Source organism: Aestuariivirga sp., assembly GCF_047600585.1.
GTDB lineage: Bacteria > Pseudomonadota > Alphaproteobacteria > Rhizobiales > Aestuariivirgaceae > Aestuariivirga.
The window spans coordinates 2,268,807-2,293,914 of the sequence record NZ_JASGKP010000001.1 but is presented as its reverse complement, the minus strand read 5'-3'; the positions used below and the strand labels follow the sequence as shown (position 1 = coordinate 2,293,914).

Annotated in this window: 21 protein-coding genes; 14 read left to right on the top strand and 7 right to left on the bottom strand. The window is 64.8% G+C overall.

Annotation, left to right across the window (positions count from 1 at the left end):
• Positions 1–227: 227 nt before the first annotated feature.
• Positions 228–1,238 carry a GlxA family transcriptional regulator gene (locus tag QM801_RS11340; RefSeq protein ID WP_415019316.1) on the bottom strand — a complete coding sequence of 337 codons (1,011 nt, stop codon included), beginning with the start codon at positions 1,236–1,238 and terminating at the stop codon, positions 228–230.
• 197 nt (positions 1,239–1,435) lie between these two features.
• Between QM801_RS11340 and QM801_RS11335 the strand changes: the two genes are divergently transcribed.
• Positions 1,436–2,332, top strand: coding sequence for a methylenetetrahydrofolate reductase (locus tag QM801_RS11335; protein ID WP_415019315.1), 897 nt, complete (start codon positions 1,436–1,438; stop codon positions 2,330–2,332).
• Between the two features lie 71 nt (positions 2,333–2,403).
• Here QM801_RS11335 and QM801_RS11330 read toward each other — a convergent pair whose 3' ends face one another.
• Entirely contained in the window at positions 2,404–2,628 is a 225-nt protein-coding gene (locus QM801_RS11330) for a hypothetical protein (protein ID WP_415019314.1), read from the bottom strand.
• Between the two features lie 141 nt (positions 2,629–2,769).
• Between QM801_RS11330 and QM801_RS11325 the strand changes: the two genes are divergently transcribed.
• Complete coding sequence (locus QM801_RS11325; protein ID WP_415019313.1) at positions 2,770–4,197, top strand: winged helix-turn-helix domain-containing protein; 1,428 nt, start codon at positions 2,770–2,772, stop codon at positions 4,195–4,197.
• Between the two features lie 7 nt (positions 4,198–4,204).
• Here QM801_RS11325 and QM801_RS11320 read toward each other — a convergent pair whose 3' ends face one another.
• From QM801_RS11320 to QM801_RS11305, 4 genes are read right to left on the bottom strand one after another with little or no spacing between them, the layout of a single operon-like run.
• Positions 4,205–4,798, bottom strand: a complete 594-nt coding sequence (locus tag QM801_RS11320; RefSeq protein WP_415019312.1) for a sarcosine oxidase subunit gamma — start codon at positions 4,796–4,798, stop codon at positions 4,205–4,207.
• Positions 4,791–7,811: a sarcosine oxidase subunit alpha family protein gene (locus QM801_RS11315; protein WP_415019311.1), complete on the bottom strand. Its 3,021-nt coding sequence runs from the start codon at positions 7,809–7,811 to the stop codon at positions 4,791–4,793. The genes QM801_RS11320 and QM801_RS11315 overlap by 8 nt, the downstream gene beginning before the upstream one ends.
• A gap of 4 nt (positions 7,812–7,815) precedes the next feature.
• Positions 7,816–8,160: a sarcosine oxidase subunit delta gene (locus QM801_RS11310; RefSeq protein WP_415019310.1), complete on the bottom strand. Its 345-nt coding sequence runs from the start codon at positions 8,158–8,160 to the stop codon at positions 7,816–7,818.
• Positions 8,161–8,172: 12 nt separating this feature from the next.
• On the bottom strand, positions 8,173–9,426 hold the full coding sequence (locus tag QM801_RS11305) for a sarcosine oxidase subunit beta family protein (RefSeq protein WP_415019309.1): 1,254 nt from the start codon (positions 9,424–9,426) through the stop codon (positions 8,173–8,175).
• A gap of 152 nt (positions 9,427–9,578) precedes the next feature.
• On the opposite strand from QM801_RS11305, the gene ccmI reads away from it, so the two are divergent.
• The 12 genes from ccmI (at position 9,579) to QM801_RS11245 (ending at position 22,724) form a co-directional block, all read left to right on the top strand.
• Complete coding sequence (ccmI, locus tag QM801_RS11300; protein ID WP_415019308.1) at positions 9,579–10,685, top strand: c-type cytochrome biogenesis protein CcmI; 1,107 nt, start codon at positions 9,579–9,581, stop codon at positions 10,683–10,685.
• Positions 10,682–11,131, top strand: coding sequence for a cytochrome c maturation protein CcmE (gene ccmE / locus QM801_RS11295; protein WP_415019307.1), 450 nt, complete (start codon positions 10,682–10,684; stop codon positions 11,129–11,131). The genes ccmI and ccmE overlap by 4 nt, the downstream gene beginning before the upstream one ends.
• Entirely contained in the window at positions 11,128–13,116 is a 1,989-nt protein-coding gene (locus QM801_RS11290; RefSeq protein WP_415019306.1) for a heme lyase CcmF/NrfE family subunit, read from the top strand. Before ccmE ends, QM801_RS11290 begins: the two co-directional genes overlap by 4 nt.
• Positions 13,117–13,121: 5 nt before the next feature.
• Positions 13,122–13,577 carry a cytochrome c-type biogenesis protein gene (locus QM801_RS11285; protein WP_415019305.1) on the top strand — a complete coding sequence of 152 codons (456 nt, stop codon included), beginning with the start codon at positions 13,122–13,124 and terminating at the stop codon, positions 13,575–13,577.
• Positions 13,578–13,694: 117 nt separating this feature from the next.
• Positions 13,695–15,188 carry a DegQ family serine endoprotease gene (locus QM801_RS11280; RefSeq protein ID WP_415019304.1) on the top strand — a complete coding sequence of 498 codons (1,494 nt, stop codon included), beginning with the start codon at positions 13,695–13,697 and terminating at the stop codon, positions 15,186–15,188.
• Positions 15,189–15,413: 225 nt separating this feature from the next.
• Positions 15,414–16,088, top strand: a complete 675-nt coding sequence (locus QM801_RS11275) for a winged helix-turn-helix domain-containing protein (protein ID WP_415019303.1) — start codon at positions 15,414–15,416, stop codon at positions 16,086–16,088.
• Complete coding sequence (locus tag QM801_RS11270) at positions 16,078–17,475, top strand: sensor histidine kinase (protein ID WP_415019302.1); 1,398 nt, start codon at positions 16,078–16,080, stop codon at positions 17,473–17,475. The genes QM801_RS11275 and QM801_RS11270 overlap by 11 nt, the downstream gene beginning before the upstream one ends.
• A 215-nt stretch (positions 17,476–17,690) precedes the next feature.
• A complete protein-coding gene (locus QM801_RS11265) occupies positions 17,691–20,600 on the top strand; it encodes a bifunctional [glutamine synthetase] adenylyltransferase/[glutamine synthetase]-adenylyl-L-tyrosine phosphorylase (protein WP_415019301.1) in 2,910 nt (969 codons plus the stop codon).
• Between the two features lie 113 nt (positions 20,601–20,713).
• The gene (locus tag QM801_RS11260) at positions 20,714–21,175 is read left to right on the top strand and encodes an EF-hand domain-containing protein (protein WP_415019300.1); all 462 of its coding nucleotides are present in this window, start codon (positions 20,714–20,716) and stop codon (positions 21,173–21,175) included.
• Positions 21,176–21,185: 10 nt separating this feature from the next.
• Entirely contained in the window at positions 21,186–21,797 is a 612-nt protein-coding gene (locus tag QM801_RS11255; RefSeq protein ID WP_415019299.1) for a sigma-70 family RNA polymerase sigma factor, read from the top strand.
• A 1-nt stretch (position 21,798) separates the two neighbouring features.
• Positions 21,799–22,191, top strand: a complete 393-nt coding sequence (locus tag QM801_RS11250; protein ID WP_415019298.1) for a hypothetical protein — start codon at positions 21,799–21,801, stop codon at positions 22,189–22,191.
• Complete coding sequence (locus QM801_RS11245; RefSeq protein WP_415019297.1) at positions 22,188–22,724, top strand: periplasmic heavy metal sensor; 537 nt, start codon at positions 22,188–22,190, stop codon at positions 22,722–22,724. Before QM801_RS11250 ends, QM801_RS11245 begins: the two co-directional genes overlap by 4 nt.
• Before the next feature lie 10 nt (positions 22,725–22,734).
• On the opposite strand, the gene QM801_RS11240 is transcribed toward QM801_RS11245, so the two are convergent.
• Positions 22,735–24,951, bottom strand: a complete 2,217-nt coding sequence (locus tag QM801_RS11240; protein ID WP_415019296.1) for a PAS domain-containing sensor histidine kinase — start codon at positions 24,949–24,951, stop codon at positions 22,735–22,737.
• Positions 24,952–25,108: the final 157 nt, after the last annotated feature.

The following is a 25,108-nucleotide window of genomic DNA, read 5'->3' as shown; positions in this document are numbered from 1 at the left end:
TTTCTATTCGAATTGCGACAACCAAATTTACGCATTCAAAAGGTTGATAATGAAAGAAATCTGGAAAAATCCCACGCTACTTGATTCAAACTCATGCGAGAGTTAAGTGAAACTCTATACCGATGTAGCGCCTGTTTCGTGGTCCTGAGGCCCAAGTTTTTGGCTCAGACAGCAATCCGTTTACTGCCCCCGGTCGCGGACTGCCGTCGGAGTAGGGGAGCGAATCGTCAGATTCGCTCCCCGATTTCCGCCCCCGTGTCGGCGGCGGCAGGCGTCGGCAATCCCCGTTCACGATAGGGCGTGCGGCCGTAGAACGAGCGGTAGCATTTCGAGAAATGCGATGGCGATGAGAAGCCGCAGGCAAGCGCCACGTTGATCACCGACAGATCCGTCTGCAGGAGCAGCGAGCGCGCCTTCTTCAAACGCAGTTCGAGATAGTAGCGCTTCGGCGAGCGGTCGAGGTAGCGGCGGAAGAGACGCTCGAGCTGGCGCGTCGACAAGCCGGCCTGCTTGGCGAGCACGCTGGGCGAGAGCGGATCTTCCAGGCAGCCTTCCATCTTCTCGATGATCGACACCAGCTTCGGATGCCGCGCACCGATGCGCGCCGGCAGCGACATGCGCTGGTTTTCGCTGTGATGGCGGATGGGCGAATGGAGAATGGCTTCGGCAACTTGCGCAGCGAGGTCCGGCCCGTGCTGGCTGGCGATCAGCGTCAACATCATGTCGATGGCCGTGGTGCCGCCCGCGCTGGTGAAGCGGTCGCGGTCGATCTCGAAGAGGCCGCCCGTTGCTTCCAGTTCCGGGAAGGCCTCGGTGAAGCCCGGAAGGTTCTCCCAGTGGATGGTGCACTTGTAGCCGTCGAGAAGGCCCGCTTCAGCAAGCACATGGGCGCCGGTGCAGACCGCACCGATTTCGACGCCGCGGCGCGCCACCTTGCGCAGCCACGCGATGAGACGGCGGTCGGCGTGCTTCTGCACATTGAGGCCGCCGCAGACGATGATCGAGGCATCGGCCGGAACCGACTCCAGATCCCCGTTGACCATCGTCAGAATGTTGTTGGAGGCGGCGACCGGCTGGCCGTCGATCGAATGCATGGTCCAGCGGTAGAGCGTCTTCTCGGCGAAGCGGTTGGCCTGGCGGAGGGGCTCGATCGCCGAGGTGACCGGCATCATCGTGAATTCGGGAAGAAGGATCAGGGCCACCGCATGGGGCAGCGACTTGGACTTGTCTCCGAACATGGGGCACCCCCTCCGGGAATGGTCTGTTTGCGACTCCATGGTCCATTTCCGGCATTTTGTCCATAGGCGTCATCGACTGGTCATTTTGCGACGCAATATCAGCGGAATGGTCGGGAACAGGCTGACCGTGTCGCAAAAGCAAGAGCGATGGGCGACAGGCATGGCACGATAGCGACGTTCTGATCGAGGCATGCCCAATGGATACCAGCGTCAAGTTCCCGCCCACTGCATCGGCCACCATGGCCAACCCTTCGGCAGCCTTCCTGGCCAACGCCACCATCGAGGTGACGGGCAAGCAGATCGAGAAATTTCCCCTGCTGAAGGACAACATGCCGGCGGGCGCCACGGTCTTCATCGCGCTCATCGAGGCGCAGGACCTTGAAGCGCAGATCAACGCTGCGGCTGAACTGCGCAAGCTGGGCTTCGACCCTGTGCCGCATGTGCCCGCCCGCTTCGTGCGCGACGAGGCCGACCTCGATGCTCGCCTCTCGGCCTTCCGCGACCGCGCCGGTGTGACGACGGTTCTGGCGCTTGGCGGCGGTGCGCCCGAGCCCATCGGCAAGTTCGATGCGGCGATCCAGATGATGCGCACCGGCCTCTTCCAGAAGGCGGGCATCACCCGCATGGGCATCGCGGGCCACCCCGAAGGCAACCCCGACATCACCAAGAAACACGGCGAGGCCGCATTGCTTGCCGCCCTCACCGAGAAGACCGCTTGGCTGAAGGCGAACGGCATCGAGGGCTTCATCGCCACGCAGTTCCTGTTCGAGGCAGGCCCGCTGGCGCTGTGGGCGCAGTCGCTCCGCACGGCGGGGATCGACCTTCCCGTCTATGTGGGCATTCCCGGGCCCGCCACCATCAAGACGCTGGTGAAGTATGCCGCCATGTGCGGCGTGGGCAATTCTGCCCGCTTCATCCGCAAGCAGGCGCTCAACATCACCAAGCTGCTCACGGTGTCGGAGCCGACCGAGTTCGTGGAGCAGCTGGCGCGGCTCCATTTCGACAAGCCGGAACTGAAGATCGCGGCCCCGCACCTCTATCCCTTCGGTGGCTTCGACAAGCTCTTCGACTGGAAGAAGCGCAGCATGGCCTGAGGCCAGCGCAGCGACAGACATTTCAAACGCCGTCTCCCGCGAGGGAGGCGGCGTTTTTTGTTTTTGGCGGCTTACCAGCGCTCGGGCGTATCGGCGAAATCGCGCTGTGTCTTTGCGCCCGGCGACAGCGCGAGAAAGGCCTGTCCATATGCCTCGCTGAGGGCTGCCGGGATCTTCACCAGGGCCCGGAGCAGGTTGGCAGTGAAGGTGCGCGTGACAGCGAGGCCACGCAACAGGGGACGAAGCGAGGCGGAAATCGTGGTGACGGAGCGGCGGTGGGGAAGGGCGAGGGTCATCTGGCATCTCCTGTGATGCCCTGAAGGTGCTTGAAACCCGGGCGGCAATCCTTGGGCCACTCCTGAATTATTCCTGATTTCGATGGCGGGGCCGGATCAGGAGACTTGCCGGGCGGGGACAGTTTTGGAATTGTCCCGCCCATGAGCGTGCTGAAATTTGCGGACTTCGCCCTCGACCGCAGCGAATGGCGCCTGGATGGCCCGGCCGGATCAACCGACCTCGGCAAGCGCTCGCTTGAAATCCTCGATCTTCTGCTCTCGCGCCCGGGCAGGCTCGTCAGCAAGTCCGACATCCAGGACGTGGTGTGGAGCGGGCAGATCGTGGGCGAGAACGCGCTGCAGGCGCACATCTCCGCCCTGCGCAAGGCGCTGGGCCCCGACCTCATCACCACCGTGCACGGGCGCGGCTACACCTACGCGGGACCTCAGCCCCAAGCCGCTTCACCAGCGCAAGACCCGTCTATCGCGAAGAAGGTCAGGCTGTTCGTCGGCGCGATTGACACGCTGCGTGGAACCGAGGCCGAGACGCGGCGGGCGCAGAACCTCACCGACGACATTCTTGATGTTCTCGCGCGCTACCGCAACGTCGATGTCCTCGATGCGCGCCTCACGCAGTCGCAGAACGGCTTCCTCATCACCGGCAAGCTCGGGCTGGAAGACGGGCGCTGCCGCCTTTCGCTGCGCCTTGCGGAACTGAGCACCGGCAAGGTTCTTTGGGCGGATGTCTTCGACCACCCGGAAGCAGGCGGCGCGCACCATATGGAATTGGCGGCAATCGTGGCCGGGCACATTCTGGCGCGGCTCGAACTGGAACTCAGCCTGCTCGCGCCGGCGCTGGACAAGCCTGCGCCCTTCCTCAACATCGTGAAGGGCATCTGGCATTTCCGCGATCTGACGATCGATGCCAATTACACAGCGATGGAGTCGCTGCGGCGGGCAATCGAGGAAGACCCGCGCAGCGCCGAGGCGCAGCGCTGGCTGGCCTGCTGCTACAACAGCCTGTTCCTGTTCCGCTTCGAGTGGACGGCCCACCAACAGTGCATTGAACATGCACGGCGCGGACTGGAACTCGACCCGGCAAATGCGGGATGCCATGCGGTGATGGGTTTCTCGCAGATGTGGGTGGAAGGGCTGGAGGCCGCGAAGGAAACCTATGCGAAGGCTCTGCGCTTCAATCCGCATGATCCGCACATTCTCGCGGATACAGCACTCTTCCACGCCTTCAACGGTGACTTTGCCGCGAGCCGCGATGCCTTGCGGAGAGCCCGCGAGACCCATCCGATGCCGCCGCTCTGGTATGACGAGTTTGGCGCCATGGCAGATTTCGCCGAGGGCAACTACGCCGCGGCCTATCAGAAGTTCAAGGTTGTCGATGGGGCGTGGGACATGATGTACGCGCTTTCCTGCTGTGGCCACAGCGGCGAACGCGGGGACGCGCAAGAGATCAAGGCGCGCTTCGATGGCCATAGTGCGCAACTGAGCCTGCGCGAGGCGGCTGCGCGCGAGCCGCATCGCGAAGGCCGCGTGCGGGATTCATTGATCGCGGGGATCGAGAAGGCCCTGGGCTGAGCGCGCGTCACTCCGCCTTGGGGAAGACCCGCACTTCGCTGCCCTTGCGAGCGGCCTTGCGCAGGAAGTCCCACGTATACTGCGCGTAGGAGCGGAAGACGTAGATGTCGATGACGCTGTCCTCGACGATGTGGAGGAGGGCGGCGATCTCGGCGAAGCGCATGCGGCGCACCGTACCCGGCGGATAATCGCCGTGGGTGAGATCGATCGAGGTCCCCTTCATCACCACTTCGCGCACCCCTTCGCCTTCGAGGCGAATGATGGCGCGCATGTCAGACACATTGACGGCAAGCGAATGGATGCCTTCAAGCTCCTTGGTCAGGGCGTCGGTCAATTCCTGGGCGCGGGCGCGCGGGCAGGTGATGAGCCACTGGTCGGGCGAGAGCCAGAAGACGCGGATGTCGCCCCATGTCGCGGCGGTGCGCGGCTGCTTCGGCAGGTCCACATCCAGCACGGCCTTGGCGGCGGCCATGAACTTCTTGTCGCTGGCGAGCCCGCGCAGATCGATCATGCCGCGCTCGGCGATCTCGCGGAGCGAGACGTAGGTGTTGGCGGCCGCCTCGGCATGGGCGAGCGGCGATTCAAAGCGGGCCTCAAGCATTGATGCGGCCTCCATCCTGGTCATAGAACACGGGGCTGACGATCTTGGCCTTCACCACCTTGCCGCCATCGAGCGGGAAGGAGATGGTTTCACCCATGCGGGCGCGGCCGTTTTCAATGAGGGCCATGGCGATGGAGCGGCCAAGAGTGGGAGACAGGTAGGTCGACGTGACCTGTCCGATCATGTCCATGGGCGGCTTGTCCTTCACCTCGCGCACGGCGTAGGCGCCATCGGGCAGCACCTCGTTCGGATCCTCGGTGAGGAGGCCCACAAGCTGCTTGCGGTTGGGGCCCTTGAGGAAGGACTGTTCCAGCGAGCGCTTGCCGATGAAGTCCGCCTTCTTCTTGGAGACGAGGCCATCGAGGCCGACGTCGATGGGCGTGGTGGTGCCGTCGGTTTCATCGCCGATGACGATGTAGCCCTTTTCGGCGCGGAGCACGTGGAGCGCTTCGGTGCCGTAGGCTTCGAGGCCGAATTCCTCGCCCGCGGAAACGATGGCATCCCAGAGGCCGCGGCCGAGATTGGCCGGTGTGGCCACTTCGTAGGACATTTCGCCCGAGAAGGAGATGCGGAAGATGCGCACGGGATAGCCACCGAGGCGGCCCACCTTGAACGACATGTGCGGGAAGGCCTCGTTCGAGACATCGAAGTCGGGACCGAGCTTCTGCAGCAGTTCGCGCGCCTTCGGACCGGCGATGGCAAACTGCGCCCACTGCTCGGTGACCGGCGTGACGAAGACCTTGTAGTGGGTCCATTCCGTCTGCAGCCATTCCTCGAGCCAGGCGGCGATGCGGTCGGCGCCGCCCGAGGTGGTGTGCATGAGGAAGTGATCATCGGCGAGGCGCACGGTGACGCCGTCGTCGGTGAGGAAGCCAAGCTCGTTCATCATCAGGCCGTAGCGGCACTTGCCCACCTTCAGGGTGGAGAACATGTTGGTGTACATGCGGTCGAGGAATTCCGCCGCATCGGGGCCCTTGATCTCGATCTTGCCGAGGGTGGAGGCATCGAGCAGGCCGACCTTGTTGCGGACCGCGAGGATTTCGCGGGCAATGGCGGCGTGCTTGTCTTCACCCGCGGTGGGGTAGGTGTAGGCGCGGCGCCACTGGCCCACCGGCTCGAACACCGCGCCCTTGTCCTTGTGCCACTGGAAGATGGGCGTGCGGCGCACCGGCAGGAACAGGTCCTTGGTGAGCGCACCCGCGATGGCGCCGAAGGAATAGGGCGTATAGGGCGGGCGGAAGGTGGTGACGCCGATCTCGGGGATGGACTTGCCGGTGGCTTCCGAGAGAATGCCGAGGCCGTTCAGGTTCGAGGTCTTGCCCTGGTCGGTCGCCATGCCGAAGGTAGTGTAGCGCTTGGTGTGCTCGACCGACTCGTAACCTTCGCGCTGGGCGAGTTCGAGGTCGGCGGCGGTGACATCGTTCTGGTAATCGATGAAGTGCTTGTTGCCTTCGTTGTAGCCGCCCGTTGCGGGCGCAAACCACAGGGGCTCAAGCGCACCGCGCGACGGTTCCTCGATGGCCGGCAGCTTGATCTTCGATGCCTTGGCCTTGGCATTCACAGACTTGGCGGCGGCTTCACCGGCAGCAAGCGCCTCGCTCAGCGTCTCGGCCACGCTCATGGTGCCGTTCGCCGCACCGATGGCCGTGATGGCGTCGGTGTGCGTGTTGGGGCGGAAGCTTGCCAGCGTGTCGTCGAATTTGATCTTGCCGCCGTTGTGGCACCAGAGGTGCAGCGCCGGATTCCAGCCGCCCGACATGGCGATGAAATCGCAATCGACCTTCTGTTCGGTGATGACGCGGCCCTGGCCCTTGCGGTAGGCGGCGATCTTGACGGCCTTGATGTTGAGATTGCCCTCGACCTTCGAGATCACCGAGCTGGGCGAAATCTCGATCCCTTCCGCAATGGCGCGCTGCACGAGATCGCCTTGCGGACGGGCACGGCTGTCGACCACGCGCACGTTCACGCCCGCCTTGCGCAGCACGATGGCTGTCAGATAGGCATCGTCATTGTTGGTGAAGACCACGCCGTTGGTGCCGGGGGCAACGCCATAGCGCTCCACCATGCCGCGCACGGCAGAGGCAAGCGTGATGCCCGGGCGGTCGTTGTTGGCGAAAGCGATGGGGCGCTCGAGCGCGCCGGTCGCAAGAAGGATGTGTCCGGCGCGGATCTTCCACAGGCGGTGACGCGGCGCGCCGTTGGCGAGGAGCGACGGATCGTGATCGGCGACGCGCTCCAAGGCCATCATGTAGTTGTGATGGAAGTGGCCCACCGCCGTGGTGCGCGAGAGGATCTGCACATTGGGAAGGGCGGCCAGACGATCTGCCACGGCCCTGGCGTGATCGGCGACGCACACATCCCCGATCTTGCCCGCGGTGATGTCGGCAATGCCGCCCAGCACCGGATTTTCATCGATGAGGAGAACGCGCACGCCGCCGGCCGCTGCCGCTTCCGCGGCGGTGAGGCCGGCGATGCCGCCACCCACCACGACAACATCGGCGTGGATGTGCATGTGCTCGTAGGTGTCGGGGTCACGCTCTTCCGGCGCCTTGCCGAGGCCCGCGGCGTGGCGGATCACCGGCTCGTAGACGTGCTTCCAGAAGGCGCGCGGCCACATGAAGGTCTTGTAGTAGAAGCCGCCGGGGAAGAAGCGCGAGAGGGTGTTGTTGATGGCGCTCACATCGAAGGTCAGCGACGGCCAGCGGTTCTGCGAGACCGTGGTGATGCCGTTGAAGAGTTCGATCTGGGTGGCGCGGAGATTGGGCTCGTGGCGGGCGCCGACGCCCACGCCGATGAGCGCATTCATTTCCTCGGAGCCGAGGCCCACGACACCGCGCGGGCGGTGATACTTGAAGCTGCGGCCCATGACGCGCTGGCCCGCGGCCATGACGGCGGAGGCGACGGTGTCGCCCGCGAAGGCGGGGAGCATCTTGCCGTCGAAGGAGAACGAGATCGGCTTGCTGCGGTCAATGCGGCTGCCGCCGGTTGCCAGACGATAGGGTTTGCCAGTCATCGCGTCACTTCGCCTTCGCACGGGATTGGAAATACTCGGCCCACGGGCCCTTCGCCTGCTGCTGCAGTTCGACAGGCGGCAGTTCTGTGATGCCGTAGAACGCCTTGAAGTCGAGGGTCACGGTATCGCGGGCGGCGTGGAACCATTTTCCGCAGCCGCGGTCGCAGCGCCAGCGTTCGAAGTGCAGGCCCTTCGGGTTGTGGCGGATGAAGAGATAGTCGCGCTGTTCCTCGTCCGTGATGTTCACGGGGTCGGTGGTGGCGGGTCGGCGCACATGGGCCTGGCCGCCGTAGTGGAAATCGGTTTCATCGCCCTTGATGCCGCAGACGGGGCAGGTGACAACAATCATCGGTAACCTCCCTTAGTGCGCCACGGCGGCGGCGACGCTTTCGTCGATGAGCCGGCCTTCGGTGAAGCGCTTGAGCGAGAAGGGCTCAGCAATCGGATGCGGGCGGTCGTTCGCCATGGTGTCGGCGAAGACCCAGCCGGAACCCGGAATGGCCTTGAAGCCGCCCGTGCCCCAGCCGCAGTTGACGTAGAGGCCCTGCACATCGGTCTTGGAGAGGATCGGCGAACGGTCGCCGGTCATGTCGACGATGCCGCCCCACTGGCGCAGCATGCGGAGCCGCGAGATGACGGGGAAGGTTTCAACGAGTGCCGTGATGGTGTGCTCCAGCGCCGTGAAGGAGCCGCGCTGCGAATAGTTGTTGTAGGGATCAGTACCGCCGCCGATCACCAGTTCGCCCTTGTCGGACTGGCTGATGTATCCGTGCACGGTGTTGGCCATGACGACGCAATCGATGAGCGGCTTGATCGGCTCGGAGACCAGCGCCTGCAGGCACATGCTCTCGATGGGCATGCGCACGCCTGCCATGTCCATGATGGTGGAGACATGGCCCGCTGCAACGACACCGATCTTCTTGGTCTTGATGAAGCCCTTGCTGGTGTCGAGGCCGACGACCTTGTCGCCCTCGCGGCGGATGCCGGTCACTTCGCAGTTCTGGATGATGTCGACGCCCATGGAGTCGGCCCCGCGGGCATAGCCCCAGGCCACGGCATCGTGGCGGCCCGTGCCGCCGCGCGGCTGGTAGTAGGCGCCGAGGATGGGATAGCGGCAGTTGGGATCATCGTTGACGATGGGGACGATCTCCTTCACCTCGGCCGGCGTGATCATGCGGCAGTCGAGGCCGGCAAGCCGGTTGGCATGGGAGGTGCGCTTCATGGCGCGGAATTCATGTTCCGTCTGGCACAGCATCATCAGGCCGCGCGGCGAGAACATCATGTTGTAGTTCAGTTCCTGCGACAGGGTCTCGTAGAGCGAGCGCGACAGCTCATAGATCGCGATCGAGGGGTCCTGCAGGTAGTTCGAGCGGATGATGGTGGTGTTGCGGCCGGTGTTGCCGCCGCCGAGCCAGCCCTTTTCGACGACCGCGATGTTGGTCATGCCGTGGTTCTTGGCGAGGTAGTAGGCGGTGGCGAGGCCATGGCCGCCCGCACCCACGATCACGGCATCATACTCGGCCTTGGGGGAGGGGGAGCGCCAGGCGCGTTCCCAGTCCTTGTGGAAGGAGAAGGCATTGCGGGCCAAGGAAAAAACTGAATAACGGCTCTTCATGGGCGATTTCCGGTTGAGCCGTCCTCATAACAAAGTGAGGGGGTGGCCTCCATTGTTTTCCGACAGGCCACGCCGCCCATGCGACAATGGGCCATGGCGGATTGAGGCATTGCATCTATATGTAAGGGCAAAATCAAGAACGTTCAGGTCACATGGAAATCTGGTTCATACTTGCCGCCCTGTCGCTGCTGACGGTGGTTTCGCTCGTCTGGGGAGCACGCCGCCTCGGCGCCAGGCTTGGCACTGATTCCGCCGCAGCCCAGATGGCAATCTACAAGGAACAGCTTTCGGAGATCGAGGCCGACCTCGCCCGCGGCGCTCTGGTGCCGCAGGAGGCCGAGGCCCACCGTGCCGAGGTGGCCCGCCGACTGCTGGCCGTCTCGGCCGATGGTTCAACACCCGTTGCCGCCGGGCGGAGCTGGCTCATCCTCCTTCCCGTGCTGCTCATTCCGCTGGTGGCGGGCGCCCTCTACGTTCGGGGCGGCTCTCCCGTGCTGCCCGACCTGCCGCAGGCTGCGCGCATGGCCAATGCCGAGAAGGCGGGCGACCTTGAGGCGATGATCTACAAGGTCGAGCAGCATCTCCAGAAGAACCCGGGCGACGTCACCGGCTGGGAGGTGATCCTGCCCAGCTACAAGGCCATGGGCCGCTTCGACGATGCGGCGCGCGCCATGCGCGAGATCATCAGGCTGAAGGGCGGCGGCACCGCCGACCAGTTTGCCGATCTTGCGGAAACGCTGATGTTCGCCGGCAACGGCCTGATGCCCGCCGACGCCATGACCGCCGCACAGGAAGCCGTGAAGCTTGATCCGAAGAACGCAAAGGGCCGTTACTATGTGGCCTTGGGACTTTCGCAGGACAACCAGCATGAAGCGGCCCTTGCCGCCTTCCAGTCTCTGCTGGCCGATGCGCCGGCCGATGCGCCATGGCGGGCCGAAGTCGAAAAGCAGATTGCCGCATTGAAGAACCCGAAGCCCGCCGCACCCGGCCCAACCGAACAACAGGTGCAGGACGCCTCCACCATGAGTGCGGGCGACCAGCAGGCGATGATCCGCTCCATGGTGGACGGGCTGCAGGCAAAGCTGGATGCTGACCCCAAGAACATCGACGGCTGGCTGCGCCTTATTCGCGCCCGCGTTGTACTGAAAGAGGCAGACGCCGCGCAGACCGCCCTGGACAAGGCGCGCGCGGCCTTTGAGCAAGATCAAGGTGCCCAATCGCAGCTTGCGGCACTGGCACAGGAACTCGGACTGAAATGACTCGCAAACAAACCCGCACCGCCGTCATCCTTGCCTCGCTGGCCATTCTCGGCATTGCGGCGGGCCTGATCCTTTACGCCATCCGCGACACGATCGTGTTCTTCTACACACCAAGCGAAATCGCCGAGAAAGCCGTGCAGCCGGGCACCCGGCTCCGCCTCGGCGGACTGGTGGAGAAGGGCACCTTTGTGCAGGGCCAGAATGCGATGTATTCCTTCGCCGTGACGGATACGCTGAAATCCATGAAGGTGACTTACAAGGGGCAACTGCCTGATCTCTTCCGCGAAGGGCAGGGGGTTGTCGCCGAGGGCACGCTGCAGGGTGACGGCTCCATGGTGGCCGACACCGTTCTCGCCAAGCATGACGAAAAGTACATGCCCAAGGACGTTGCCGACAAGCTCAAGGAAAAGGGGGTCTGGCAGGAAGGCCAGACGACAACACAGTGATCACAGAGATCGGTCATTTCGCGCTTCTGCTTGCCCTTGCCGTTGCCGCCTACCAGACCATCGTGCCGCAATGGGGGGCATGGCGGAACGACGTGACCCTGATGGCGTCCGCCTCGGTAGCAGCGGTGGTCCAACTGACGCTGCTGGCGATTGCCTTCGCTGCGCTCACCCACGCCTATCTCATTTCCGATTTCTCGGTGCTGAACGTGGCCGAGAACTCCCACACCATGAAGCCGCTGCTCTACAAGATCAGCGGCGTGTGGGGGAACCACGAGGGCTCGATGCTGCTCTGGGTGCTGATCCTCGCGCTCTTCGGCGCGGCGGTCGCGGTGTTCGGCAACAACCTGCCGGATACGACCAAGGCCCGCATCCTTTCGGTGCAGGGCTCGATCGGCCTTGCCTTCCTCGTCTTTATCGCGATTGCCAGCAATCCCTTCATCCGCCTGATGCCGGCGCCGGTTGAAGGCAACGGCCTCAACCCCATCCTGCAGGACCCGGCACTCGCCTTCCATCCGCCCTTCCTCTACGCGGGCTATGTGGGTCTCTCGATTGCCTTTTCCTTCGCCGTGGCCGCCCTGATCGAAGGCCGCGTCGATGCTGCCTGGGCGCGCTGGGTGCGGCCATGGACGCTGCTCTCGTGGGCCTTCCTCACCATCGGCATCGGCATGGGCGCCTGGTGGGCCTATTACGAATTGGGATGGGGCGGCTTCTGGTTCTGGGACCCGGTTGAAAACGCGAGCCTGATGCCCTGGCTCATTTCCACTGCACTTCTGCATTCGGCGATCGTCGTTGAGAAGCGTGGTGCCCTCAAGATCTGGACGATCCTGCTCTCGATCCTTGCTTTCTCGCTGTCACTGGTTGGCACCTTCCTTGTGCGCTCCGGCATTCTCACCTCTGTCCATGCCTTTGCGGTGGACCCCGAACGCGGCGCCTTCATTCTCACCATCCTTCTGATCTTCGTGGGCGGCAGCCTGACGCTGTTTGCGCTGCGCGCGCCGTCGCTGAAGACGGGCGGATTGTTTGCAACGGTGAGCCGCGAAGGCGGGCTCGTCCTGAACAACCTGCTGCTCTCGGCGGCCTGCACGGCGGTGTTCTTCGGCACGCTTTATCCGCTGGCCCTCGAAACCCTGACCGGCGACAAGATTTCCGTCGGACCTCCCTATTTCAATCTCACCTTCGGGCCGATCTTCCTGCCGCTTCTGCTGATCATGCCGCTCGGCACCATGCTGACGTGGAAGCGCGCCGACGTGTTGAACGCCATGCGCCGCCTGTGGTGGGCGGCAGCGGCGGCGCTTGCGATCACGCTCGTGGTGCTCGTCATCACCGTGCGCGGCCCCTGGCTGGCGCCGCTCGGCATCGCCATGGGCTTCTGGCTCGTGTTCGGTGCGGCCGCCGACATCCTGCAGAGGGCAGGGGTGGGATCACAACCGCTCCATATCGCCTGGGCCCGCTTCAAGGGCCTGCCGCGCAGCGCCTTCGGAACGGCCTTCGCCCATGGCGGGCTTGGCATCATCGTCATCGGGGTGATCATCCTCTCGCTGTGGAAGGAAGAGCACATCGTCTCGATCCCGCCGGGCGACAGCATTCCGGTGGCCGGATACACGGTGGTGTTCAAGGGGATCGAGCCGCTCTCCGGCCCCAACTACGACGGTACGCTGGGCCGCTTCGACATCATGAAGGGCGACACGCTCGTGAAGGATGTCGTCTCCGAGAAGCGCAACTTCCGCCCGCGCGGCATGCCGACGACCGAGGTGGGCCTGTTCCAGGGCTTCTGGGGTGACGTCTACGTGGTGCTGGGCGACAAGGGCGCTGACGGCAAGTACGTGGTCCGCGCCTCGTTCAATCCCATGGCGAGCTTCATCTGGGTGGGCGCTTTCATCATGTTCCTGGGCGGGCTTCTCTCGCTCACCGACCGCCGCCTGCGGATCGGCGTGCCGAAGCGGCCTGCTGCTGCGGCGATGCCCGTGCCGCAAGCGGCCGAGTGACCCCGATGAACCGCGCCCGCTTCGCCCTCTCGCTCGTCTTCTCGCTCTGGCTGGCGGCACCCGCCTTCGCGGTACAGCCTGACGAAGTGCTGCAGGACCCTGCACTGGAAACGCGGGCGCGCCACATCTCGGCGGGGCTGCGCTGCCTCGTCTGCCAGAACCAGTCGATCGACGAATCGGATGCGAGCGTCGCCCGCGACCTCCGCATTCTCATCCGCGAGCAGCTGCTGCAGAAGAAGAGCGACGACGAGATCGTGGACTTCGTGGTCGAGCGCTATGGCGACTATGTGCTGCTGAAGCCACGCTTCACTCCGGAGACGCTGATTCTGTGGCTGGCGCCCTTCGCGGTGCTGCTGGGCGGTGGCTTCTTCCTGCTGCGCCGCCGCGCCGCGCCGGTTTCCCCCGTGGAAGGCCTGAGCGAGGCCGAAAAGGCCCAGCTGGACGCCCTGGTCCGCAAATAAGCCTGGTTTGCCGCAGCCTTGCCGCAAACCTTACGGTTAATTCATCGCGCCGTAATGCTGATGTAAGCCGGGAAACCCTATCTCTTCACCATACCCACTGATGATGGAGTTGAAGAGATGTCATCGAAGTTTTCCCCCTCGCGCAAGACGGTGCTGAGCCTGCTGGCCGCCGCCTTGATGGGCTCGACCCTGCTCACCGCCTCGACCATGGTTCCTTCGCCGGTGAAGGCGCTGGCCGACCAGACACAGACCCAGACCCAGGCGGCCGCCCCGCTGGTGGTTGACCCGACCCGCAGCTTCGCTCCGCTTGTCGACAAGGTGATGCCGTCGGTCGTGAGCGTCCAGGTCAAGATCGAAGAGGTCTCCGACACCTCCGGCGGGCAGGGCCAGATCCCTGACCAGTTCCGCGACTTCTTCAACCAGTTCCCGCAGTTCCGCGACCAGTTCGGCGGCAATGCCCCCAACATGAAGCCGCAGCGCCGCGAAGGCATGGCGGTGGGCTCGGGCTTCGTGATCAGCTCTGACGGCTATGTCGTCACCAACAACCACGTGGTGGACAGCGCCAAGTCCGTGACCGTCACCTTCTCGGACGGCAACGAATATGACGCGACCGTGGTGGGCAAAGACCAGAAAACCGACCTTGCGCTTCTCAAGATCAAGTCAGACAAGACCTTCCCCGCGGTCCCTCTGGCCTCGTCTGAAGCCAAGGTCGGCGACTGGGTCATGGCTGTCGGCAATCCCTTCGGCCTCGGCGGCACGGTGACGGCCGGCATCGTCTCGGCCCGTGGCCGCGACATCGGCAGCGGCCCCTATGACGACTTCCTGCAGATCGATGCCTCGATCAACAAGGGCAACTCCGGCGGCCCCTCCTTCAACCTGAACGGTGAAGTGGTGGGTGTGAACTCGGCCATCTTCTCGCCCTCGGGCGGCTCGGTCGGCATCGGCTTCGCCATCCCTGCATCGATTGTGCGTGACGTGGTGGACAGCCTGAAGTCGAACGGCTCGGTGACCCGCGGCTGGCTCGGTGTGCAGATCCAGCCGGTGACGGAAGACCTGGCGGAAGGCCTCGGCCTGTCGAAGGCCCAGGGCGCCATCGTCTCGGACCTGACGGAAAACTCGCCCGCGCTGAAGGCCGGCATCAAGCAGGGTGACACCATCCTGAAGGCCAACGGCAAGGAGATCTCCGACGCCCGCGACTTGGCCCGCACCATCGCCAAGGTGAAGCCCGGCAGCGAGATCCCGATCGACATCATCCGCAACGGCAAGGCCGAAACCATCAACGTGAAGATCGGCACCATGCCGTCCGATCCCGCCAAGATGGCCGGCGTGACCAAGCCCGATGACGGCTTCGATCTCTCGTCGCTCGGCATCGAAGTGGCACCCGCCGATGATGGCGCCGGTGTCCGCATCACCCAGGTCAATCCGGACTCGGCTGCCGCCGAGCGCGGGCTGAAGGAAGGCGATGTCATTCTTGAAGTGGCCGGCAAGCAGGTGGCGAATGCCGCCGATGTCGAAGCCGCGGTGAAGAAGGGCGATGCCAAGCGCGTGCTGATGTTGGTGCGCTCCGGCGACAACCAGCGTTATGTCGCACTTCCCCGTGAACGGAGTTGAAAATGGGAAGCCCGCTTCCCACTTCTAAACCACTAAAGAGCGCCTCACGCTTCCCCGCTCAGCGATAGCGCTCTTAAGGCGCGGAGACAGTGTTCCCCCGACGTTCCCCTGAACTGTCTCCGCGCCGCCCTTCTTTCCTCCCCCCTTTTCAAGCGAGTGAAGCTCATGCAAGTAGCGTCTGGCGAGTCAACGACTCAAGCGGGCAAGCCTGCCCGGGGAAAGACGATGCGGGTTTTGGTGATCGAGGACGACCGAGAGGCCGGCTCCTGGCTTGTGAAAGGCCTGGAGGAATCGGGCCATGTCGCCGATCTCGCCACTGACGGTGAGGAGGGCCTCACCCTTGCACGCGAAGGTGTGCACGACGTCATGATCGTCGACCGCATGCTGCCCAAGCTCGATGGCCTCACCATCATCAAGACATTGCGCGGCGAGGGCCTGACCACGCCGGTCCTCATCCTGAGCGCGCTTTCGGATGTCGATGAACGCGTCCGCGGGCTGCGCGCCGGCGGCGACGACTATCTCGCCAAGCCCTATGCCTTCGCCGAGCTTCTGGCCCGCGTTGAAGGCATGAAGCGCCGCGGCACCGAACTGCCGGCGGAAACCAAGCTCCGCGCTTGCGACCTCGAGATGGACCTGCTCTCCCGCACCGTGACGCGCGGCGGCAAGCCCATCCTGCTCCAGCCGCGCGAATTCAAGCTCCTTGAATATCTGGTGCGCCATGCCGGGCACATCGTCACCCGCACCATGCTTCTCGAAAATGTCTGGGACTACCACTTCGATCCGCAAACCAACGTGATCGACGTGCACGTCTCGCGCCTGCGCAGCAAGATCGACAAGGGCTTCGAAGAACCCTTGCTCCAGACCGTGCGCGGAGCCGGGTACATGATACGTGACGTTTAACTCGAAGATCTTCCGCACTTCGACGTTCCGCCTCGCCGCGATCTATCTCATCTTCTTTGCCTTTTCCGTCTGTGCCGTGCTCGCCTACGTGTACTGGAACACGGTGGGCATTCTCGAGCGCCAGACCGACGAGACCATCCGCGCCGAAGTGCAGGGCCTCTCCGACCAGTACCGGCTGCTCAACCTCGCGGGCGTGGCCGACGTCATCAAGCGCCGCATCGATGAGGGCGCGGGCTCGATCTACCTTCTCGCCGACGACGACAACGAGCAGGTGATCGGCAACATCGACAAGATGCCGCCCACGGCCGTGGGCGAACCGGGCTGGGTCGATTTCCCGATCGTGGTGGGCAAGGCGCCGAAGCAGCAGAAGCATACGGGCCGCGCCTATCACGCGCCGCTGCCGGGTGGTTACCGGCTGCTCGTCGGCCGCGACGTGGAAGAGCAGCGCCTCTTTGGCGACACCATTCGTCAGGCGGTGACCTGGGCGCTGGGCCTCGCGCTGGTGCTGGGTCTGGGCGGGGGCTGGGTGCTGAGCCGCAACTTCCTGCGCCGTGTCGATGCCATTACCGACACGAGCCGCACCATCATGGCCGGCGACCTGACGCAGCGCATGCCGGTTTCCGGCTCCGACGACGAACTGGACCGCCTCGCCAAATCCCTGAACGACATGCTGAGCCAGATCGAGCGCCTGATGGCGGGCATGAAGGAAGTCTCGGGCAATGTCGCGCACGATCTCCGCACACCGCTCACCCGCATGCGGGCGCGGATCGAGTTGGCGCTCCGCAGCGAGAACGACGCCACCCACAAGCAGGCACTGGAAAAGACTCTTGAGGACAGCGACCGGCTGCTCAGCACCTTCAACGCGCTGCTCTCCATTGCCCGCGCGGAAGCGGGGCACTCGCGCGAGGGATTTGCAGAAACCGATGCCGCGGAGATCGTGCACGAGGTGGCCGAACTCTACGAGCCCATCGTCGAGGACGAGGGCGGCACGCTGACCCTCAACGTGGACGCGAACATTCCGGTGAAGGCAGACCGCCAGCTTCTGGCGCAGGCGCTCAGCAACCTTCTCGACAACGCCCTGAAGTACGGCGGCAAGGAGGAGGGCGAGGCCACCACCGTGACGGTGACGGCGCGCGCCGTGGACGGCAAGGCGGTGATCACCGTCGCCGACCAGGGCCATGGTATCGCGGTTGCCGACCGCACCCGCGTGCTCGACCGTTTCGTGCGGCTGGACGAGAGCCGCAACAAGCCGGGCAACGGTCTCGGGCTCAGTCTTGTCTCCTCGGTCATGAAGCTGCATGGCGGCTCGCTTACTCTCGGGGATGCCGAACCCGGCCTCCTCGCCACGCTGGAACTGCCGCTGCTCGCCGAACAGAAGGCGGCGTGAAGGGACGCCCCACTCGTCATTCCGGACGCGCACCCGTCGAGGCTCGGCTGCGCCTCGCTCCTCAGGGTGAGGGATAACCCCAATCCTCATGCTGAGGTGCCGCGAAGCGGCCTCGAAGCATGGGTGTGACGGCTGAAGGCGAGTGCCCGCCAGGCTGTCAGACTGCGGCCAAAGTGGCACCTCGACTCCAGCCCGGCTTGCGCTACACCCAAGGCATGACCCGCCCCCTGCAGGACCGCATCCACGGCCATTGGCCACTGGGCCGCGACACCGCGGCCATCCAGCATTTCTTCGACGCCATTCCCCCTGCCACGGCGAAGCGCCTGGCGCGGGCGCGGGCCTTGCTCGACGCCATCATCTCGGCCTCGCCCTTTCTCTGCGGCCTGATGCGCCACGATCCAGAGTTCGTGGCGGAGTGCCTTGAATCTTCTCCCGAGGATTTGCTGGCAAGACTCTGCGTGCAAACGGAAAAATCCGCCTTCCTCGAGGATGTGGCGGCGACGGGAACGGTGCTGCGCCAGGTGAAAGCGAAGATCGCCGTGCTGGTGGCGCTCGCCGATGTGGGCCGCGCGTGGTCGCTGATGGAGGTGACGGGCGCCCTCACGCGCTTTGCCGATGCGGCTGTTGGTGCTGCCGTGTCAGCACTGCTCCTGGAAAACCATCGCAGCGACAGGATGCAGCTCAAGGATGTGACGGACCCGCAGCGCGACTGTGGCTATGTGGTCCTCGCCATGGGGAAGCACGGGGCCCATGAACTCAACTATTCGAGCGACATCGACCTGATCGTGCTCTTCGACCCCGAGACACTTCCTTTGGCGGAGGGACAGGATGCGGCGACGCTTGCCATCCGCCTGACCCGCAAGATGGTGGCGCTGCTGCAGGACGTGGACGAACACGGCTATGTGTTCCGCACCGACCTTCGCCTGCGTCCTGATCCGCGCGCCACGCAGGTGGCCATCGCCATCGAGGCGGCGGCGCACTACTACGAGAACCTCGGGCAGAACTGGGAGCGCGCCGCTTACATCAAGGCCCGCGCTGTGGCGGGCGACATTGCTCTCGGCGAGGAGTTCCTGCAGCGGCTGAGGCCTTACGTTTGGCGCAAGTATCTCGACTTCGCGTCGATTGCCGACGTGCAGTCGCTGATCCGCCAGATCCACGCGGTGAAGGGCCATGGCGCCATCGCGGTCGAAGGGCACAATCTCAAGCTCGGGCGGGGCGGCATCCGCGAGATCGAGTTCTTCGTGCAGACCCAGCAGCTCATCGCCGGCGGGCGCAATCCGAAACTGCGCGGGCGCGGCACGCTCGCCATGCTCGACCAACTGGCGGAGTTGGAATGGATCAGCAAGGACACCGCTGCCGATCTCAAGGAGTGTTACGTTCTCCTGCGCACGCTGGAACATCGCGCCCAGATGATCGATGACCAGCAGACGCACCATGTGCCACAGAAGCCCGAGGCGCTGGAGAACTACGCGCATTTCTGCGGCTTCGGCCACAGCGGTGCCTTTGCCCAGCGCCTGCGCCATGCCCTTGAAACGGTGCAGCGCCATTCCTCGCGCCTGTTCGAACAATCGGATGCGCTGGCGGCGGAGTCGGGAAGCCTGGTCTTCACCGGCGGCGAGGATGACCCGGAGACGATCGACACGCTGACCCGCATGGGCTTCCGCCAGCCGTCGGAGGTCTCGGCCATCATCCGTGGCTGGCACTTCGGCCGCTATGCGGCGACCCGCACGCGACGGGCCCGCGAAGACCTGACGGAGCTGATGCCTGCGCTGCTGAAGGCGCTCGCCCGCGATGGTGACGCCGACCGCGCCTTCACCGAGTTCGACCGCTTCCTTTCGGGGCTTGGCGCGGGCGTGCAGCTCTTCGCCATGCTGAAGGCGAACCCGGGCCTGCTCGATCTCATCACGCGCATTCTCGGCACGGCGCCCCGCCTAGCCGAAGGTTTGAGCCGCCGCCCGCGCGTGCTGGAAGCGGTGCTTGAGCCCGGCTTCTTCGGACCTTTGCCGGGCCGCGCCCAGATCGAAGCCGCAGCGGACCAGCTTCTTACAACCGACCTTCCGCTCGAAGAGGCGATGGACCGAGCCCGCGTGCTGGGGCGCGAACAGCAGTTCCGCGTCGGCGTGCGCGTGCTCTCCGACACGGTTTCAGCGGAGGAGGCGGGACAGAGCTTCGCCAACATTGCGGATGTTCTGATCGGCAAGCTGCTGGCGGCAGCGCTGCGCGACATGGAAGCCCGTCATGGTCACGTCGAGGGCGGCCGGGTGGCGGTGATCGCCATGGGCAAGCTGGGTGGACGCGAGATGACGGCGGCGTCAGACCTCGACCTGATCCTGATCTACGATCATCCGGACGCGGTGGTGTCGTCGTCGGGCGCGCGCCCGCTCACCTCGCCGCATTTCTACCAGCGCCTGACGCAGCGCTTCATCTCGGCGCTGACCGTGCCCACGGCGGAAGGTCCGCTCTATGAAGTGGACATGCGGCTCCGGCCCTCCGGCAGCAAGGGGCCGGTGGCGGCGAGCTTCGCCAGCTTCAAGACCTATCATGCCGAGAGTGCTTGGACCTGGGAGAAGCTGGCGCTGACCCGCGCCCGTGTCGTTGCAGGGGATGCATCTCTGGTGGCCGAGCTGCAGCAGGCGATCTGCCAGTTCCTCTCGGTGGCGCGGGACGAGGCGACCCTGCGCAAGGACGTGGTGGAGATGCGGAGCCTGATGCTGCGCGAGCACAAGCCTTCGAGCCCGTGGGACATCAAGCGCATCCGGGGCGGGCTCGTGGACCTGGAATTCATGGCGCAGTTCCTGCAGCTTCTGCATGCCCATGCCCACCCGGACATTCTCCGCAGCAACACCTTCGCCGCCTTCGAGGCGCTGCACGGGGCTGGGGTGCTGGACGGCAAGGACGCCGGCCGGCTTCTGGACACGGCCCGGCTCTATCACCGCCTGACGCAGGTGCTGCGGCTCTGCCTCGATTTCGAATTCGAGCCCGACAAGGCGCTGCCCGGTCTCAACCGGGCCATTGCCGCCGCCGCCCAGGTGCCCGACGTGCGCATTACCGAAGACCTGCTCAAGGAGCGGGAAGCGGCTGTTGCGGTGCTGTTCGACCTGATCGTGGGCAAGCCCGTTCCCTGAGGCGTCACGAAAATCTCTGCTGGAGGTGCGACGGAAAGGGCGGCCTTGCCCCGTCTCAAGCCTGGAAACCCCGGTTCCAGAGTGAAGACAACGTCCACTACAGGAGAAAAATCGTGAGACATTTCATCATTTTGCTTGCCGGGCTTACAGTCATTTCTACGCTTCCCGCGAACGCCGCCGAACCCTATCTGCCCCGCAGCGAAAAGGCCTTTCAGCGGGTTGACGCCAACAAGGACGGCAAGGTGGAGCTGAACGAATTCAACCCGGTCGCCGCCCGCGCCTTCAGCCGCTTCGACCTGAACGGCGACGGGCAGGTGACCTCCCAGGAGGTGGAGGCCACCTACCAGAAGCAGCTACAGAAGCGCCTTCAGCGGCTGATGGCCATGCTGGACACCGACCGCAACGGTGTGGTGACGCCGGCGGAACTCGACAAGTTCACGGCCGCCATGTTCAATGGAGCCGACAACGACAAGGATGGAGGCCTCACCATGGCAGAAGCGCAAAGTTTCAATCGCGGGCTCTGGCGCAAGGCCTATCTGGCGCAAGGGTCATCCGCGACGGGCAACGGCAACTGACAGGCGGCGCTTGCTGAACGGACGTACCCCGGCCACGGCTTCGGCAGGTCTGGATCAGGTTCCTGATGCAGACCTGCTGGCCCGCGCGGCAACGCGCGACCAGGCGGCGTTTGCGGCCCTCGTCGACCGCCACTTTCCGGTGGTGCACCGGGTGGTGTGGCGGATGATGAACGGCCATGCCGACGCCGAGGACGTGGCGCAGGAGGCATTCCTCCGCCTGTGGCGCGAACCGGCCCAGGTGCGCGAGGCGGGCGCCTTGCGCGGCTGGCTGATCCGCGTGGCGAGCAACCTGGTGATGGACCGGTTCAGGACGAAGCCCATGCAGGAGATCGACGACGGTTTCGAAATCGCGGATGAGCGCAGCACGGCAGAGGAAACCCTCGACCGCAGCCGCGCCGTCGCCACCATCGATGCCGCCGTGGCCGGATTGCCCGAGCGCCAGCGCCTTGCCCTGACGCTGGTGCATTTCGAGCAGATGACCAATATCGCCGCCGCCGCCATCATGGAGGTGAGCGTCGACGCCCTTGAATCGCTTCTGGCCCGGGCCCGCCGCAGCCTGAAGCAGCGGCTTGCCGCCGACAAGACTTTGCTGCTGGCGACCCTCGCCACAGAAAGGACCTGAGATGACAGACGACCGCAACCTGATGAGCGACCGCGAACTCGACCAACTTCTGGCCCATGCCAGCGCCCCGCCGCTGCCCGATGCGGCGCGCGGCCGGCTGCTGCAGCGCCTCGCCGAAGAGGAAGCGAAGCGGCCGTCCTCCAATGTCGTGTCGCTGACTGAGGCCCGCGCCCGCCGCGCCGCACAGCAGGCGCCATCCTCGGGACGCCTGGGATGGCTGGCGGGCCTGCCGCTGGCGGCCTCGCTTGCCCTCGGCATCTATCTCGGAGCGGGCGGCACCTTTGACGGCTATCTGACAACGTCGGCGTACGACCTGATTGCGGGCAACACCTCCGACACGACACTTACGGGGATCGAGGACATGGAAAGCTACACGGAGGAGAGCCGCTCATGAGCGAAGCGCCATCCACTCCAACAGTCGCGCCGGGCACCGGCAGCGAAAAGCGCAGCCTCCTGCCGCAGCTTCGCTCGCGCTGGTGGACCCTGCTGCTCATCCTCTCGCTGATGGCCAACTTCCTGGTGATCGGGCTTGCCCTCGGCTTCCGCTATGAAGGCCGCCCGGACCGCATGTTTGGCCCGAGCTATGTGCAGTTGATCCCGCGGGATTTCCTGCGCCAGTTGCCGCGCGAGCGCCGCATGGAGCTGATGCAGATCGTCCACGACCGGCTGCATGACCTGCGCCGTCTGCGCGCCTCGTCTCAAAGCGCCTCGCTGCAACTGGCCGATGCGCTGGAAAAGCCTGACGCCACGGATGCGGACATCAAGGCTGCCATCGATGCCTTCACCACGGGGTCCGGCAGCCTTGCGGCGGGCGGCGGCGCCATTGCCTTGGAAATGGTGAGCAAGCTGACCGCCGACGAGCGCAAGCTTCTGGCGCAATCGATCCGTGACCGTGCGTCCCGTGCCAAGCGGCGCGGTGGCGACTGACCCCGCGGAATCAGATGTTGGGAAGGGTGACCGTTACCGTCGTGCCCTTGCCGACGGCACTGGCGATTTCCAGCGTGCCGTGATGCAGTTCGACGAGTGAGCGCGAGATCGCCAGGCCGAGGCCCGAGCCGCCACGGCTTTTGGTGAACTGGTTTTCCACCTGCTCGAAGGGGCGGCCCAGCTTCTGGATGTCACGCTGGGGAATGCCGATCCCTGTGTCGGCGATGGAGAGCACGAAGCCCGCCTCCGTGCTGCGGCCCTTGATGGTGACGGTGCCGCCCTCGGGCGTGAACTTCACGGCATTGGAGAGCAGGTTGATCATCACCTGCTTGAGGGCGCGGCGGTCGGCACGGAAGGGCTTCGCATCCTCGATCTGCTGCACGATGTTGAGCTTGCCTTCGGCGGCACGCGGGCCGACGAGGCGCATGACCTCTTCCAGCAGGGTGTTGAAATGCACGTCCTCGATCTCGAGATCGAGACGGCCGGCCTCGATCTTCGACATGTCGAGAATGTCGTTGATGACATCGAGGAGGAACTGGCCGCTGCGGCGGATGTCGTTGGCGTATTCGATGTATTTGGGCGTGCCGATGGGGCCGAAGAACTCGTTGGTCATCACCTCGCTGAAGCCGATGATGGCGTTCAACGGGGTGCGGAGCTCGTGGCTCATGTTGGCGAGGAATTCCGACTTGGAGCGGTTCGCCGCCTCGGCGCGGGCCTTTTCGGAGGCATACTTGTCGGCCAGTTCGGCGAGGCGCTGCGATTGCTCCTCGGCGATCTGGCGTTCCTTCTGCAGGTCGCGCACCGTCTCCATCAGCGTCTTCTCGGAGGCGAGCAGGTTTTCCTCCTGCCGCTTCAGCGCGGTGATGTCGGTACCCACCGAGACGAAACCGCCGTCCTTGGTGCGGCGCTCGTTGATCTGCAGCCAGCGGCCATCGGCCAACTGCACCTCGACGGAGCGGGCGCCCGACTTGTCGATGATCTGGCCGGGCACATACTGCTTCACCACCGGCTCGCGCGAGGACTGCGCCACCACGTTGTAATGCGTGCCGGGCAGGCAGACCGAGGCGGGCAGGGAGTGGAACTGCTGGTACTTGCTGTTGCAGAGCACGAGGCGGCTCTCGGTATCCCAGAGCACGAAGGCTTCCGAGATGTTCTCGATCGCATCCTTCAGGCGCACTTCGGCATCCTGGTTCAGCTTGTCCAGTTCCTTCTGGCGGCTGATGTCGAAGACGATGCCGACGAGGTGCGGCGCATCCACGTCGTGCGAGAGATGGCCGGGGGCAAGGTCGGCGCGGGCGCGTAGCCAGACCCAGTGGCCGTTGGCATGGCGCATGCGGAATTCATGGTCGAAGTCCAGGCTGTTGCGCTTGAGCAGATCGTCCACGAGCTGGTCGAGGGGGGCATCGTGCGGGTGCATCAGCTCGGCCACTTCGCGATAGGAGAGCATGTCGCCACGGCCCTCGAGGCCGAGGATCGAGAACATGGAGGCCGACCAGAAGACCCGGCCCGAGGCGATGTCCCAGTCCCACAGGCCGCAGCCGCCGCCATCCAGCGCCTTGTCGAGGCGGACAGTGGCAAGGGCGAGAAGGTCGTCGGCTTCGGCGGCGCGGGCCGATTGCCAGTGGAAGGAGCCGGCCAGCATGGTGAGGATGAGCAGTGTCACGCCGAAGAGCATGGCCAACTGGTTGGCGCTGGCGTTCCACTGGCCGAGGAAGCCGGCGTCGGTCTGGGCCACGATGAGGCTGCCGCCGAGGCGCCCGAGATCGCGGGAGGCCACGTGCAGCACGCGGCCATCGACAGTCCTCACGGTCACCAGCGACTTGCCGTTCATGGGCACGGTGGTGAAGATGTCGGCGGCCATCACGTCGGTGAGGGGCTTGCCGACATTGGCGAATTCATCCGGCTCCGAGGCGAGGACGAGTCCGGCGCTGTCGACCAGCAGGAAGGAGCGGCCTTCATTGAGGGCGCCCTGCGGCAGGCTCTGGGCGAGGAGATCGCCATCGACCACGGTGACCGGCCCCTGCATGGCGCGCAGCCGCAGGCCCTGTGCCGCCGCATCGGCATGGAGCAGCGTGATGGCGCTCTGGTCCGACATGTGATTGCGGCGATACTCCGTGAGCTTCATCAGCAGCGCGCCCGCCAGCGCCACGAGGAAGAGCGAGGTGAGGATCAGGATCAGCCAGCGCAGCGCGCGTTCAGAAATGAGGATTGCCGGAAAACCGGGCACAGGCAGACGCAGCCGGAGACTCCGGTCACGCGTAAACCATTCCTTGATCAGAGCCCGTTGCAAAATGTCAGTCCGCACCATCACGCGCGCTGACCGGGAAGAATCCCGAACCCCCGAAAAACCAAATCGAATCAGGCCAGCGCGACCCACGTCACCG